A 14854-nucleotide genomic window follows, 5' to 3' on the forward strand; every position below is an offset into this window, starting at 1 on the left:
TTAATTATCACCGCACCATATCTTATAGAAATACGAAGGGATTGGTATCTGTACTAGAAGCAGCAAATGATATCTCCATTTTGCATTTAGCTTCCAATAAATCAGCAAGCCCCTGCTTCATTATTTTTTCTGCATAATGCCCCGGATCCACGAGATTTAATCCTTCGGCAACGGCATCCTGAGCTACATGAAAATAAATATCACCTGTTACGAATACATCAGCGCCCATCTTTTTTGCGTTGCTCATAAACTTGTTCCCGTCTCCACCTAGGACTGCCACCTTTTTGACTAAGGCTTGCGGGTTCCCAGACATACGAACTCCGCCCACTTGAAGTTTGTCCTTTACATACAGGGCGAAATCGTGCAGCGTCATTTCTTGCTCGATTGTCCCAATTCTTCCTAATCCTTTTTTAATTGAAGCTTGCTCGACTGGATAAATATCGTAAGCTACTTCTTCATACGGATGAGCCTCCAGCATTGCAGCAAGCACCTGTTTTTTTATTCGTGATGGAAAAATCGTCTCCAGCCTGACTTCATGGACAAGCTCCAGCTCACCCACGGTTCCGATAAAAGGATCTGACCCCTCGAGCGGACGGAAGCTGCCTATCCCTTCTGTGGAAAAAGCGCAGTGGCTATAGTCGCCAATGTGCCCTGCTCCAGCATTACCGACAGCTCTCCTAACGTTTTCTTCATGCTCCTTTGGTACAAATACGACTAATTTATTCATCGGATCTGAAAAAGTCGGTACAAGCACCTCCGTATTTTTCAGCATCAGTGCTTCAGCCAGCATGTCATTGACACCGCCATCTGTAACATCCAAATTCGTATGTGCCGCGTAAACGGCAATATCATGCTTCACACATAGCTCGATGACCTTGCCGCTCGGGTGATTCGTTTCAACCTTTTTTAATGGCCGAAAAATGGGTGGATGGTGGGCAATGATTAGATCAGCTTGTTCTTTTATCGCTTCTTTTACAACATCCTCAGAGACATCGAGCGTAATCATCACTTTCTTCACTTCTTTATGTAACGTTCCGATTTGAAGTCCGATTGGATCCCCTTCAACCGCATAAGAAGGCGGGCAAAAGTCTTCAAACCATTTGATAAAATCGGTACCGCTTTGCTTAGACATGTGACAGAACCTCCTCAATTAGATTGATTTGCGTAAGTATTTCTTTCATCTTTTCTCTGTTTGTTTCTGAATCTGCTGCTTTTTTGACTGAGGTATAGATGGTGTTTAAGTGCTCAAGTTCAAAAGACCATTTTTTTCGAAAAACATCATTCTTTTCCTTTGCCAATAACGGACCTGTTAAAATCCCCGCTTCAAACATAATGGATTGGTAAGGACGGTCTCTATCCCCTTTTTCCGCAGCAATAACCTCATAAATTTTATCATCTTCTTCAAGAATCGTTTCTTGCAGAATCTCGTAATGTTCTTTATACAGCCACGTTCTCACGTGATGAGAATGAATGTTGGGCTGAAGTACGAGCCGTTCCGATCCTGTCAGCTTATCTTTTCCATTTTCTAAAATTTGGGCGATTAATGAGCCTCCCATACCTGCAATTGTCACACATTGAACTTCTCCGGGCGTTAATATTTCAAGGCCGTTTCCTTTTCTTACGGAAATTTTTGAATCCAGCTTAGATTTTATCACTTGAGAGACTGCCGATTGATAAGGGCCCTCTGATATCTCACCAGCTATAGCCTTTAAAGCTATGCCGTTCAACACAGCGTAGCAAGGTAAATACGCATGATCGGAGCCGATATCGGCAAATGTACAGCCTTCATTGAGCATTAACGCCACCGTTTCAAGCCTTTTCGATAATTTCGTTTCATTCATGTCATCACTTCTTTACTAATAAAATAATTATGGAATGCACTATATATATTAAAAAAAAGTCCTCTCAAATGCAAAGGACTTTTTTACATGCATTACTTGATCTCTGAAACCCATTTTGCCATTTCATCCAGCTTTTCTTCCGGAACCAGTCCAGCCGGCATGCCGCCTCCGCCATTTTGTATCTTTTCTTTGATACCTCCAACGTCCCTTTTCTCGCCGACACCCTTCAAGCTGGGGCCAGATACCCCTTCATAATTTTCCCCGTGGCAGCTGACGCAGCTTTGCTTGTATATTTCTTCAGGTGAAGCGTTTGCATTTTCCTCTTTTGCAGGCTCCTTCCCTCCACTTGCTATTTCTCTTTCATCTCCTAACCCCTTAATTGATAAAACGAAAACTAAGCCAATTCCTATCAAGGCAATAAATAAAAATGGTATCAACGGATTGCGTTTCATTCGGCACATCCCCCTTTGTGATAACCCCGATCCACATATGTAAGCACTTTCTCTTTTTATTTTACAAAATGGAAAGAAAATATGATAGGAAAAAACTCTGTTGTTCACAGTTTAGACATATATTTAGCTTAATCGGGTATTCCCTGACTTTAAATTATTTCTCCGAAAATAAAAATTCAACCGATAGAGGGTTTGCAAAACCGGAGAAAATTAAGTAAAATGAAGTAAAGTAATAAATACAGCGTTTTCATAAAATTTGTGATAAAAAAGAGAACGGTTTTTCATTCCGTTCTCACACAACTCTATTCTAAAAAGTCTTTCAATCGTTTGCTTCTGCTTGGATGTCTAAGCTTACGAAGAGCTTTGGCTTCAATTTGGCGAATCCGTTCTCTTGTAACGCCAAATACCTTGCCAACTTCTTCAAGCGTGCGTGTTCTTCCATCATCAAGGCCAAAACGCAGGCGAAGAACGTTTTCTTCCCGGTCGGTCAATGTGTCTAAAACATCTTCAAGCTGTTCTTTCAACAGCTCGTAAGCTGCATGATCAGATGGAGAAGTCGCTTCTTGGTCTTCAATAAAATCGCCTAAATGAGAGTCGTCTTCTTCGCCAATTGGAGTTTCCAACGAAACTGGCTCTTGAGCAATTTTTAAGATCTCACGAACTTTTTCAGGCGTAAGATCCATGTCTTCTGCAATTTCTTCTGGGAAAGGCTCACGTCCAAGATCTTGAAGAAGCTGTCTTTGTACACGTATCAGCTTATTAATCGTTTCTACCATATGGACAGGAATCCGAATCGTTCTGGCTTGATCAGCAATCGCTCTTGTAATTGCCTGCCTGATCCACCATGTCGCATACGTACTGAACTTGTAGCCTTTACGGTAATCGAATTTTTCAACGGCTTTCATTAAGCCCATGTTTCCTTCTTGGATGAGATCCAAGAAGAGCATGCCTCGGCCAACGTATCGCTTTGCAATACTTACAACCAATCTCAGGTTCGCTTCTGCCAGGCGTCGTTTTGATTCTTCATCGCCCTCTTCTATTTTTTTGGCATAGGTAATTTCTTCTTTTGCAGATAACAAATTTACCCGGCCAATTTCTTTCAAATACATACGGACTGGATCATTTATTTTGACTCCCGGAGGAACGCTTAGATCATTTAAGTCAAACTCTTCTTCTTTGGCAAGCTGTTGGACGTCAGGATCTTGAGTCTCCTCATTCTCGCTTATTAATTCAACACCTTGCTCACCTAAAAATTCATAATATTCATCCATTTGGTCTGATTCAATTTCGAAACTTGACATACGCTCGGCAATTTCCTCATATGTCAAAACTCCACGTTTTTTCCCCACCTCTGTCAACTGATCTCTTATCTGCTCAAACGTGAATTCAGTTTCAGTTTCGTGCGTTTGTTTATCAGCCATTCATGGATACCTCCTTCCAAAAACCAAATATTCTAAAGCATACTCTCTGGTATATCGAAAACGTCTTGAAAATAAACAAGAATCGTACAGATTGCTCCTCCGTAAGGATTCATTGCAATCGATTTAATTTATCCTGCATTCACAGGGTGTAAGCCTCCACCTTAGAGAAGTTTTACTTTATTTTAAAGACCGAGTAAGCTTCACAATTTCTTGGGCTAAAGCAGCTGCCGCTAAAAAATCTTTTTTCCGTTCGGCTTCCTGTCTTTTTTCTTCTTTTTCCCGGATCACTGACTTGTTTCGGTAATTGAGGATTTTCCTCGTATAATCCGACAGTTCTTCTTCCGATATTTCACGATCGTTATGCCCCATCACAATTTCCGATAAAATCTGGTTAAGAGCCTGATCATTCATTTTACCCATCAATTTGCTAATGGAAACATCTAAACCTTCTTCGTACATCGCATAAATATAAGCGGCTATTGCCCTGTGTTCATCGAGGTTAAAATCAAGCCCGATCCGATCAAGTACTTTTCTTATCATCTCCGGGTCATGAACCATGTGCGCCAAGAGAGTCCGCTCCGCATTTTCATAGGCAGGACGAATCCTCCAAGGCTTAGCTTTTGTTTGGGTAACAGCAGGCTTCGGAGCTGCCTCCTTTTTTTGAGCCTGTTGAGTATTATGATCATAAACAGATAATTGCTCTTGTAAAGAATCATATGAAAGCGAAAATTCATCTGAAAGCTGTTTGATATACACTTCTTTTTCAAGAGCCGTCGGCAGCCTGCTAATTTCCTTCAATACATTCTCTATATAGGAAATTCGTTCTCCCTCATCAGAGAGATTTTTCCCCTTTTTAAAGTATTGAAGCTTAAATGCCATAAACGAAACGCTTGCCCCTATTACATCAGTTTTAAATTTGTCGCCGCCAAATTTTCTGATGTAGTCATCAGGATCAAGATGATCAGGCATCATTGCAATTCTGACCTTGCAGTCTTTCTTTATTAATAGTTCAGCTGCTTTTTGCGCGGCCTCGAAACCTGCTCGATCTGAATCGTAACAAATGATGACTTCATTCGTATTCCTGCGTATCAACCGCGCATGCTCATCTGTGAGTGACGTTCCCATTGTAGCAATAGCTTCATTCACTCCGGATTTGACTGCGGATATGACATCTGCAAACCCTTCAAATAAAACAGCCCTTTCCTGTTTTCTGATATGTACTCGGGATTGATGAAAGTGATACAAAAGCTTGCTTTTATGAAATAAAGGAGACTCAGGACTGTTCATATACTTCGGCTGCTGATTATCCGCAAGTGACCTGCCGGAAAACGCCACTGTTTTTCCGTGATGGTCATGGATCGGAAATATGATTCGGTTCCTGAACCTGTCAAAGTAGCCGTCTCCTGACTCTTTTTTCACAAGCAATCCTGCTTTTGCCATCATTTCCGGGTCAAACCCCCGTTTTTCAAGGAACTTTGTCATGAAATCCCACGAGTTTAAAGAATACCCAATCTCAAACTTTTCGATATCTTCATTCGAAAAACCTCTGTCCTGAAGATAATCCAATGCTTCTTGGCCTTCCTTTGTATTCACCAGCAAATGATGGTAAAATTTCTTAGAAAGCTCGTGGGCTTCAATCATTTTCAGATCATCTGAACCTTCTTCTGATGTTGGGACGGCTGCGTGTGACACATCATCAGGAATATCAATGTGGTACTTTTCAGCAAGAACCAAAACAGCTTGCGGAAAGGAATACCCTTCCAGCTGCTTTAAAAATGAGAAAACATCACCACCCGCACCACAGCCAAAGCAATGAAAGATTTGCTTATCAGCTGAAACGGAAAAGGACGGGGTATTTTCTCCATGAAAAGGACACAGTCCAAAGTAATTCCGGCCCTGCTTTTTCAATTGCACATATTCACCAATCACTTCAACAATATCAGCTGACTTTTGGACACTGTTTATCGTTTCTTCAGGAATCATATTTGCCATTTAAAAACACTCCGTCGTACATAATTCGATATGAATTAAATAATTCCTTCATTATTCGACAAGATTTTTTGCAATCGGGCAGAAAAACGTTCACGATCCTCTTTAACAAGCTTTTTAGGGCCTTTCATGTGTACGCCCCGCCTGCGCTCCTTTTGAGAAAGATATCGTCTTTCTAATGCAAGGTCAATTGTTGATTCGTGATATAAACGGCCTCTTTCAGAAATAACTGTCGCATGTTTTCCCAGAAGCAAGGACGCGAGTCCGATATCTTGTGTGACCGCGATATCACCTGCACGTATATGGTTCAGGATAAATAGGTCAACAGCTTCTTTTTGAGGATCTACATATTTCCAGTTTTCATTTTCTGATGTTTGCTGATAATGAACATATGAAGCAACAAAGAGAATATTCGTGTGAAAGTTTGAGGCAACGAGCCGAATCTCATCTTTCACAGGACACGCATCTGCGTCCACAAAAATTGTCCTTTTCGCTTCATCAAGAAATTTAATTCTCCATCCCTCCATCAATCTCCTGCATTTCTCGTTATGCTTTTTGCAGACCGAAAAAAATCCTCCCATGTCGAAAGGTTTTATAAAGAGACTTCTTGACACGTTTTCCATACTAGTTTATTCGTTCATTGTCAAGCTTAAACCTAAATTCAATAATTTTATCACAATTTTTTATTATAATACAAAAGTTGATATTATGCTACATTTTTAACTCTTCCCTTTTTGCACAAATGAAAAACCCAGGTGGAAGCTCCTGAGCCTTTACGGATTTTTCTTCATCATACCTGCAATGATATTTGCCGTTTCTTCTACCGCCTTGTAAGAAACATCTACGACCTCACAGCCGATTCTCGTCACAATTTTTTCAAAATACTCTAATTCATCTTTGATTCTGTTCATATTCGCATAGATTGCTTTATCATTGAGCCCGAGAGATTTTAAACGTTCCCTGCGTATATTATTTAGCTTATCAGGGCTGATTTTTAAACCGATACATTTCGAAGGATCAACTTTATACAATTCTTCAGGGGGATCCACTTCCGGCACAATAGGAACGTTCGCTACTTTTATTCGCTTGTGTGCCAAATATTGCGATAAAGGGGTTTTAGATGTTCTCGATACACCTATTAAAACGATATCTGCTTTTAAAATGCCCCTCGGATCACGTCCATCATCGTATTTCACTGCAAATTCAATGGCTTCAACCTTTTTGAAATAGTCTTCATCCAATTGGCGGACTCTTCCTGGTTCATATTTAGCAGCGAGCCCGTAAGAGGATTCCATTTTATCAATTAACGGACCGATAATATCGTAATAAACGACATTTTCTTTTTCCGCTTCCGTGATTAAATACTCGCGCAGTTCAGGGACAACGAGAGTAAAGCATAGTATGCCCTTATCTGCTTTTGCAAGTGAAATAACTTCATTAATTGTCCCTTTGTCCTCAACATACGGAATTCTTCGAATATTTGTGTGATCAGATGATCCGTTGAACTGGCTTGCCGCAGCTTTGACAACCAATTCGGCAGTTTCCCCTACAGAGTCAGATACAACATAAATAATATGATTGCTCAATTCCCTTCCCCCTTGTTTCTACAGAATTTCATTTTCAGATAGGCTGACGAGCAATTTCGTCATATTGGTCTTCGTCACTCTGCCAATTACCTCTAATCCATTTTCTGTTTTCTTTACTACAGGCAGAGCGTCAATTTGTTTTTCGATCAAATTCTTGGCCACATCCATGATGAGATCTTCACGCTCACAGACGGTAATATTCGGCATTCTGGTCATAATAATGTGGACCGGGATCGCAGAAAGTTCCTGCTTCCCCATACTGGCTCTTAGCAAATCCTTGCGCGATAGGATACCGACAAGCGCAGCGCTTTTATTAACAACGAATAGGGTCCCGACATCTTCAAGAAACATCGTACAGATGGCGTCATAAACCGACACATTTTCATGAATGACGACAGGAATGGATTGAAATTCCTTCACCTTAAGTTTATTTAATTTATCGGCTAACAGCTGCACACCAGTTTTTCCTGTATAAAAATACCCTACCCTCGGCCTGGCTTCCAAAAAACCAGACATTGTAAGGATGGCAAGATCCGGCCGCAGGGTTGCCCGAGTTAAATGAAGCATGTCGGCAATATGCTCACCGGTTATCGGTCCATGCTCCTTTACGATCTGCAAAATATGTTCCTGTCTTTTATTTAATTCGATCGTTTTCACCGCCTTTTGCCACAGGGTCGACCCAGCATCTAAGTTCATTTTATCGCTCAGTAACAGGCAGCCTTGATTGAGAAGCCCGTAATAAAAAGAGTAGCAATCAGTCGGGGCAATTCAAACCCTATGATTGAAGGATCATTATATGATTTTCAAAAAAAATATGCCAGGCGATCTGAAGAAAGAAGATCGCCCGTTTCATACCGTTAAATGAAGTTCGCTCCGATCTATTTTACTATATTTTGATTCAAATTGGCAAAATACTTGTTCAATTTTTGCAAGATACGACTTTTTTTGAGGTTTCAAGACAAAAAGCTCCCGTCCCATTGTTTCAAAAAAACATTAGGACGGGAGCTTCCCTCAGTTTGATGAGCCAATTGCTATCACCAAACAGAAGTGTCCGCTTTTTGCGAGAGTCAATTATTGTTATCATTAAGCAATTTTTTCATTTCTCCCATTTGATCAATGAATCGTTTGGATTTGAAGAAAATGCCGGTGTATTCCTCATAATACAAGTCCAACACCGTTTTTAGCTCTTTTTTAGTCTCCGGCTTTAAAGAGATTTCTCCTAAACGCTCCAGATCAAAATAATAAAATAATCGCAAAAGCCTTGCCGTTGCTTGGGAAATAGGTACGTTGTATGAGTCTTTATGAAAACAACGATGACAAATAAAACCATTATCCCTTATCGAAAAATGAAAGGTTCCTTCTTTGCTCTTGCAATGAACACATTGATTGAGCTCCGGATACAAGCCCATAACACTCAGCATTTTCATTTCGACAATGTGGGTAATGATATCAGGATCATACTCATCATTTACTTTTTTTAAGCATTGCAAAAGAAGCTCGAATTGATAAGGATTTGGTTTTTTTTCTTCTGTACCTTTGTCCATCAGCTCAGAAATATAAGAGGCATACGCCGTTTTAAACAAGTCTTCACGTATACCTCTCATGCTATCAATCATTTCCGCCTGCTGAAGCATTCCCATTCCCGAGCTTTTTTGAAATAAAAAGTTAGCATAAATAAATGGCTGTGAAATGGAGGAAAGCCTGCTATTTGATTTTTTCGCTCCTCTAGCCATGACTGCAACCTTTCCAAGCTCTCTGGTCAGCAAGGTCACAATTTTGTTGGACTCACCATAATCATTTGATCGAATAACAATACCTTCACACTTTACAAGCATTTACGCGCACCTTCCAAAAGTGGGCGATCAAGATGTTATATCGGATAGTCAATTTCGGCCAGCTTATTATCAAGTCTTTCGGGCACTTCGGTTTTCTCCTTCTCCAGTTCTTTAAAAAGGAGATAGGTATCGACGTTACCTGTTTGCGAAAAAACAGTCCAGGTAAAATTCAACATTTTAACCCCGCCTTTCTTTTATTTAAACCAGCTTGATAGTCCAAAATCTTAATCTTATCTTGACCACACTTCCTTCAATTCATGTGAAACAATTATTGTTAAAAGAGCCTATTGCTGTCCAAGAAAAACATCTTAATACTCATCCTCATTAAAGCCAAAATCACGAAGCTGCGACATTTTGTTTCTCCAGTCCTTCTGTACCTTTACCCACAATTCAAGAAATACTTGTGAACCAAGCAGAAGCTCAATGTCTTTCCTTGCCCGTTTTCCAACTTCTTTCAGCAAAGCACCTCTTTTGCCAATAACAATTCCCTTTTGGGAGTCTCTTTCCACAACGATCGTGGCTTCAACATATACAGAACCGTTCTCTCTTCTTTTAATCAAATCAATAGCTACCGCTATGCTGTGTGGAATTTCTTCACGTGTAAGATGAAGCACTTTTTCACGGATCAATTCAGCAATAATAAATCGTTCCGGATGATCTGTGACCTGATCAGAAGGGTAATATTGGGGTCCTTCCGGCAGGGAGTCTTCAATCTGTTTCAGAAGAGTATCTACGTTGTTGCCTTCAAGCGCCGAGATTGGCACCACTTCTTTAAACGGATAGAGCCCGCGGTATTCATCAATAAGAGGAAGCAGCTGATCAGGGTGGACTCTGTCAATTTTATTAACAATTAAAAAAACAGGAGTCTTCGTGCGCTTCAGCCTCTCGATAATGAATTCATCTCCGCGTCCGTACCCTTCTTCCGCGTTTATCACGAATAAAATCAAGTCAACTTCTTTTAATGTATTCTCTGCCACTTTCATCATAAAGTCGCCCAGCTTATGTTTGGGCTTGTGTATACCTGGAGTGTCAATAAAAATGATTTGGGAATCTGCGGTTGTTCGAACACCCTGCACTTTATTTCTAGTCGTTTGCGGCTTATCACTCATAATCGCTATTTTTTGGCCAATTGCCTGGTTGATAAAGGTTGATTTTCCAACATTGGGTCTACCAATGATGGAAACAAATCCTGATTTATACTGAATGTCCATTTAAATCTCCCTGAGAAAATGCCCCTGGCAATAATTCTTGCACAGTCATTTCACTTCTATCACCATTTAAATTAGCCAATACGACTTTCATATCCGGCGGACAAAGCTCGGATATCACTTGCCTGCATGCTCCGCAGGGCGGGACAGGGCGAGCGGTGTCCGCGATTACCGCAAGCATTTGAAAAGATGTGTCCCCTTCTGAATAAGCTTTAAAAAGGGCTGTTCGTTCAGCGCAGTTGCATACTCCATACGCTGCATTTTCTATATTGCATCCTCTGTATACTTTTCCGTCATTTGTTAAAATAGCAGCTCCAACCTTGAATTTGGAGTATGGGACATAAGCGAATTGTCTTGCTTTTTCCGCTTCTAAAATTAAATCGTTAATGATCATCTTGCGACTCCCTTATACTAATGTAACACCGTTACACCTTTATTTTACAGGATAACGGTAATTTTTTCACGCCCATTTCAATAATTGCAAAGCATTTGTAAGAATTTTCTCACAAAAAGATTTTTGGTATGAAAATGAGTAAACCTATCATACACGATATAATTGCAAATACGCAAACTGCAGCGGCTGATGCATCTTTGGCCGCCTTGGCCAGCGGATGATGCTTTGGACTAACCATATCAACAATATGTTCAACAGCCGTATTCATTAATTCCAAAGCCAGCATTCCGCCAATCAAAATGAGTACAATAAGCCACTCATGAAAGGATATCTGATAAACAGCAGCAAAAATGATGACCACGCATGCTGCAACGGTATGGATTTGAAAATTCCTTTCAGATAATAACGTTTGGCGAATTCCTTCAAAGGCATATTTAAAACTATTCATAAGGCGGGTCCACTCATTATTATTCCTAGGTTCTTTTAAGCCCATATCTGTTTAACAATTCCTTTTGTTTTGTAAACATTTCCTCCTCTTGCTCTTTAGTCATGTGATCATATCCTAGCAAGTGAAGAAATCCGTGAATCGCTAAAAACCCTAATTCCCTTTCCACAGAATGCCCGTATTCTTCTGCCTGTTCATTAGCTTTTTCAATGCTGATAATAATATCTCCCAGCACCGGAGGCGTATCAGCACCGACAATCTTTATTTCTCCTTCACCTTCTTCTTCCATGGCAAAAGAGATAACGTCTGTCGGACTGTCTTTACTCCTGTACTGTTTGTTGATCTGCTGAATCTCTTCGTTTGTCATAATCGTAATGGAAACCTCCGATTCCGGTTCGGTACCTTCTTCCTCTGCGGCAAATTCAAGCAGCTTTTCAATGGCTTCAAGCTGGCCATCGCTTAAACGGCCGGTCGTGTCGGTTAAATCAATTATTAATGTCATGCTTGCTTCACCTTCTGTTTGACTGACTCCGGATATTCAATCCGGGAGTGGAATATTCCCTGTAACGTTTCACATAGCGTTTTCGCAATATTGTTAAGCTCTTTAAATGTTAAATCGCATTCGCTAAACTGATTATCCTGCAGTTTATCTGAGATAATCGCCCTGACCAGTTTTTCAATCCTGTCAGGGTTCGGATTGTGCATTGAGCGGACAGCCGCTTCTACGCTATCGGCAATCGAAATAATGGCAGCTTCCTTCGATTGCGGCTTAGGGCCTGGATAACGAAATTCTTCCTCCGTAATACGGTCACCTTTTTCTTTCGCTTTGTAAAAAAAGAACTTAAGCAGTGACGTTCCGTGATGCTGCTCGGCAATATCGACTAATTCTTTTGGCATTTTATGGTTCCTCAGCATATTTGCCCCGTCTACCGCATGGGAAATGATAATGTTTTTGCTAAGCTGTGGTGATAGTTTATCATGCGGATTATCGATGTTCATTTGATTTTCAATAAAATACTGAGGGCGTTTCGTTTTCCCGATATCATGGTAATACGCTCCCACTCTTGCAAGGAGACCGTTTGCCCCGACTGCTTCACACGCCGCCTCCGACAAATTGGCTACCATTACACTGTGGTGGTAGGTTCCAGGCGTTTCGGTAAGTATTTTCCGCAGCAAAGGGTGATTCGGATTGGAAAGTTCAATCAGCCTTATCGTTGAAAGCAAACCAAACCCTGTTTCAAAAAACGGCGTTAAACCAATCGCTAATACAGAAGAAGCAACACCTGAAAAGATACACATCACCGCATTTGTCCCAATTTCCCAGCCAGGCTGGGTCGTATTTTGAATAAACAAGAGGGCCGACATTACAAGAATATTAATAATCGAAACATATAAGCCGGTTTGCAATATTTTTGCTCTCGCATTATGCTTTCCTAAAAAGAGCACACCAGAAATCGAACTGATCAACAAGTAAATGCCTGCGACAAAGTTAAACACACCAGTAACCTCATCGTTAAACATAATGCTTCCGCAAATTGCAAAGATGATACTTGATAAAATCGCAATCTTCTCATCAAGCAAAAGTTTAATCAGCACACCACCCATTGCCACCGGCACGAGATAGGCGGTATTTCGGTAATCCATCTGTTGAAATAAACTGATTACTTCCATCAATAAAATCGTAATGACAAAGATTAATGAATATAATAATAAAGATTTATTTTTCTCAGTAATCGGTTTGTCCTGTTTTTGAAAATAGTACGCCATTACAGCAATGAATAAGCCAATCAGCAGCAATAGTCCAGTAACTGGCCTGTACAAATCAGATCCGTCCAAAAGACCGGCCAGCTGCAGCTTTCGATAGACTTCCCTGTCGATCAACTGGTTCTCTTCAACGAGAATCTGGCCTTGTTTGATTTGTACCGGTTGAACATTGTCAGCCGCGTCCTGCCTTTTTTGTTCCGTCCCTTTTGGATCGTATACATGGTTTGGAATAATGGCATACCTGCCGACAGTCACCGCAGCGTTCTGCAGCTCAGATGGAATAGAATAATTTTTTAATTCTTTGTTGACACTATTTTTGGCTTCTTCAATTTCCTCAATCGAAATTTCATTGCCCATGATCGAATTTACTGTCGTGATCACGTAATCCTTTACATTTTCCAGTTCCTCGTTGCTCGTATTGAGTAGCGACAATATGATATCGTCGGATAATGCATCATTAACATCCTTCGTCAGTTGCTTTTTAACCGAGTCAATAAGCGTTTTATCGTCTGGCGGAGAACCTTCGTTTTTACTCTTTTCATCACGCTCCGCCTTCACTTCGGCTATGCTTGAAAAAATAGAAGCTACCAGATCTACTTGGTTATCTGAGAAGTCTTTTCTCATCACATACTGATCTTTAACTTCATCAACTGCTTCCCTTTTTCTGTTTTCTGTAGCCTGCTCGTCTTCAACTGTTGATGGTGAGTATATCGTTTGGTCACTGACAGAAAAAAGATCCAGATCAAGGGTTTCTGGCCTTATATGGAAAAATAAAAGAAAAAACAACAAAGCTGCCAAAAAACCATACAGGATGTAATGCAAAAAACGAAAGTGTTTCATCCTGTTCAGCCTGCTGCTTTCCTTATTTTCATTTTTTTTCAAAAAAAGCACCTCCCTTTTTTGAAACTATCTTTACATTATGTAGGAAAAGACCCGATAAGCGGCAAATCGGGTCACTAGTTATTCTTCGTTTCATATGCTTCGATAATTTTCGCAACTAACGGATGTCTAACGACGTCGGTTGGGTCCAATTCCACAAATGGAATATCAGGAATATGCTTAAGCATTTCTCTCGCGACTTGAAGGCCGGATTTGATCCCTTTAGGTAAATCAACCTGGGTGATGTCGCCGGTAATGACCATTTTGGACTTAAAGCCCAAACGGGTTAAAAACATTTTCATTTGGGCTGGAGTCGTATTTTGCGCCTCGTCCAAAATGACAAAGGAATCATCAAGCGTTCTTCCCCTCATATACGCAAGAGGAGCAATTTCAATAACTCCCCTCTCCATCAGCCGTTCGGTATGGTCTGAGCCTAACACATCATGCAAAGCGTCGTACAGCGGCCTGAGATACGGATCCACTTTTTCCTTTAAATCTCCCGGTAAAAAGCCTAAGCTTTCACCGGCTTCTACAGCAGGCCTGGTTAAAATGATTCGTTTTACATGTCCATTCTTTAATTCATGAACAGCTTTTACTACTGCAAGATACGTCTTTCCCGTTCCGGCCGGCCCAATGCCGAATACCATATCATGCTCCTTCATCGCAGCAGCATACTTCCTCTGTCCGAGTGTTTTTACACGAATGCTTTTTCCTTTTGCATTTTTCGTAATTTCATCATCATACAAGCTTTCGAAATACGTAAGCTGGTCTGTTTTTGCCATTTTCATTGCATACACGATATCACGCTCTGAAAGATCGATGCCTTTTCGGATCAAGCGCAATAACGAGGATAACAGCCGGTCAACTATGACAGCTTGCTTCTCGGATCCGGAGACATAGACAGTTTCCCCTCTCGTAATGATGGAAACTCCCATTCCCTCCTCCATCAGCTTCAAGTATACGTCTTGATTGCCGAACAGAGCCATGGCTTCTTCCGTATTATCTAATTGCTCATTCATTTGAAGTAAGTGTTCTGTCAT

16 protein-coding genes are annotated in these 14854 nt (G+C 40.7%); all 16 read right to left on the reverse strand.

All coding sequences use genetic code 11. The features are described 5' to 3' along the window. Positions 1-22: 22 nt before the first annotated feature. The 16 genes from AM592_RS08575 to AM592_RS08645 all read right to left on the reverse strand — a co-directional run bounded on the left by AM592_RS08575 (position 23) and on the right by AM592_RS08645 (position 14854). Entirely contained in the window at positions 23-1132 is a 1110-nt protein-coding gene (locus AM592_RS08575) for a Nif3-like dinuclear metal center hexameric protein (protein WP_053603413.1), read from the reverse strand. Beyond that, positions 1125-1841, reverse strand: a complete 717-nt coding sequence (locus tag AM592_RS08580) for a tRNA (adenine(22)-N(1))-methyltransferase (RefSeq protein WP_053603414.1) — start codon at positions 1839-1841, stop codon at positions 1125-1127. The genes AM592_RS08575 and AM592_RS08580 overlap by 8 nt, the downstream gene beginning before the upstream one ends. Before the next feature lie 92 nt (positions 1842-1933). Further along, positions 1934-2293: a cytochrome c550 gene (cccA, locus tag AM592_RS08585; protein WP_053603415.1), complete on the reverse strand. Its 360-nt coding sequence runs from the start codon at positions 2291-2293 to the stop codon at positions 1934-1936. Positions 2294-2595: 302 nt separating this feature from the next. Beyond that, entirely contained in the window at positions 2596-3714 is a 1119-nt protein-coding gene (rpoD, locus tag AM592_RS08590; protein ID WP_053603416.1) for an RNA polymerase sigma factor RpoD, read from the reverse strand. A 177-nt stretch (positions 3715-3891) separates the two neighbouring features. Then, a complete protein-coding gene (gene dnaG / locus AM592_RS08595) occupies positions 3892-5706 on the reverse strand; it encodes a DNA primase (RefSeq protein ID WP_053603417.1) in 1815 nt (604 codons plus the stop codon). 35 nt (positions 5707-5741) lie between these two features. Beyond that, positions 5742-6230, reverse strand: coding sequence for a YaiI/YqxD family protein (locus AM592_RS08600; protein WP_053603418.1), 489 nt, complete (start codon positions 6228-6230; stop codon positions 5742-5744). Positions 6231-6476: 246 nt separating this feature from the next. After that, complete coding sequence (locus AM592_RS08605; protein ID WP_053603419.1) at positions 6477-7289, reverse strand: pyruvate, water dikinase regulatory protein; 813 nt, start codon at positions 7287-7289, stop codon at positions 6477-6479. Between the two features lie 18 nt (positions 7290-7307). Continuing rightward, the gene (locus tag AM592_RS08610) at positions 7308-7946 is read right to left on the reverse strand and encodes a transcriptional regulator CcpN (RefSeq protein ID WP_098945301.1); all 639 of its coding nucleotides are present in this window, start codon (positions 7944-7946) and stop codon (positions 7308-7310) included. A gap of 410 nt (positions 7947-8356) precedes the next feature. Further along, positions 8357-9124, reverse strand: a complete 768-nt coding sequence (gene recO / locus AM592_RS08615) for a DNA repair protein RecO (RefSeq protein WP_053603421.1) — start codon at positions 9122-9124, stop codon at positions 8357-8359. A 35-nt stretch (positions 9125-9159) separates the two neighbouring features. Next, positions 9160-9300 carry a YqzL family protein gene (locus tag AM592_RS23230; protein WP_082363881.1) on the reverse strand — a complete coding sequence of 47 codons (141 nt, stop codon included), beginning with the start codon at positions 9298-9300 and terminating at the stop codon, positions 9160-9162. Positions 9301-9432: 132 nt separating this feature from the next. Beyond that, positions 9433-10335, reverse strand: coding sequence for a GTPase Era (gene era / locus AM592_RS08620; RefSeq protein WP_053603422.1), 903 nt, complete (start codon positions 10333-10335; stop codon positions 9433-9435). Next, positions 10319-10726, reverse strand: a complete 408-nt coding sequence (locus AM592_RS08625; protein WP_053603423.1) for a cytidine deaminase — start codon at positions 10724-10726, stop codon at positions 10319-10321. The genes era and AM592_RS08625 overlap by 17 nt, the downstream gene beginning before the upstream one ends. Positions 10727-10835: 109 nt before the next feature. Further along, positions 10836-11219, reverse strand: coding sequence for a diacylglycerol kinase family protein (locus AM592_RS08630; RefSeq protein ID WP_053603424.1), 384 nt, complete (start codon positions 11217-11219; stop codon positions 10836-10838). Next, positions 11200-11673: an rRNA maturation RNase YbeY gene (gene ybeY, locus AM592_RS08635; protein WP_053603425.1), complete on the reverse strand. Its 474-nt coding sequence runs from the start codon at positions 11671-11673 to the stop codon at positions 11200-11202. Before ybeY ends, AM592_RS08630 begins: the two co-directional genes overlap by 20 nt. Continuing rightward, positions 11670-13817: an HD family phosphohydrolase gene (locus AM592_RS08640; RefSeq protein ID WP_053603426.1), complete on the reverse strand. Its 2148-nt coding sequence runs from the start codon at positions 13815-13817 to the stop codon at positions 11670-11672. The genes ybeY and AM592_RS08640 overlap by 4 nt, the downstream gene beginning before the upstream one ends. A gap of 74 nt (positions 13818-13891) precedes the next feature. Continuing rightward, positions 13892-14854: a PhoH family protein gene (locus AM592_RS08645; protein ID WP_053603427.1), complete on the reverse strand. Its 963-nt coding sequence runs from the start codon at positions 14852-14854 to the stop codon at positions 13892-13894.

Source organism: Bacillus gobiensis (genome assembly GCF_001278705.1).
GTDB lineage: Bacteria > Bacillota > Bacilli > Bacillales > Bacillaceae > Bacillus > Bacillus gobiensis.

Excerpts from the sequence above, each read along its gene's own strand:
- AM592_RS08575 (WP_053603413.1), bottom strand. The coding sequence starts at position 1,132 with ATGTCTAAGCAAAGCGGTACCGATTTTATCAAATGGTTTGAAGACTTT.
- AM592_RS08580 (WP_053603414.1), bottom strand. The coding sequence starts at position 1,841 with ATGAATGAAACGAAATTATCGAAAAGGCTTGAAACGGTGGCGTTAATG.
- cccA (WP_053603415.1), bottom strand. The coding sequence starts at position 2,293 with ATGAAACGCAATCCGTTGATACCATTTTTATTTATTGCCTTGATAGGA.
- rpoD (WP_053603416.1), bottom strand. The coding sequence starts at position 3,714 with ATGGCTGATAAACAAACGCACGAAACTGAAACTGAATTCACGTTTGAG.
- dnaG (WP_053603417.1), bottom strand. The coding sequence starts at position 5,706 with ATGGCAAATATGATTCCTGAAGAAACGATAAACAGTGTCCAAAAGTCA.
- AM592_RS08600 (WP_053603418.1), bottom strand. The coding sequence starts at position 6,230 with ATGGAGGGATGGAGAATTAAATTTCTTGATGAAGCGAAAAGGACAATT.
- recO (WP_053603421.1), bottom strand. The coding sequence starts at position 9,124 with ATGCTTGTAAAGTGTGAAGGTATTGTTATTCGATCAAATGATTATGGT.
- AM592_RS23230 (WP_082363881.1), bottom strand. The coding sequence starts at position 9,300 with ATGTTGAATTTTACCTGGACTGTTTTTTCGCAAACAGGTAACGTCGAT.
- era (WP_053603422.1), bottom strand. The coding sequence starts at position 10,335 with ATGGACATTCAGTATAAATCAGGATTTGTTTCCATCATTGGTAGACCC.
- AM592_RS08625 (WP_053603423.1), bottom strand. The coding sequence starts at position 10,726 with ATGATCATTAACGATTTAATTTTAGAAGCGGAAAAAGCAAGACAATTC.
- AM592_RS08630 (WP_053603424.1), bottom strand. The coding sequence starts at position 11,219 with ATGGGCTTAAAAGAACCTAGGAATAATAATGAGTGGACCCGCCTTATG.
- ybeY (WP_053603425.1), bottom strand. The coding sequence starts at position 11,673 with ATGACATTAATAATTGATTTAACCGACACGACCGGCCGTTTAAGCGAT.
- AM592_RS08645 (WP_053603427.1), bottom strand. The coding sequence starts at position 14,854 with ATGACAGAACACTTACTTCAAATGAATGAGCAATTAGATAATACGGAA.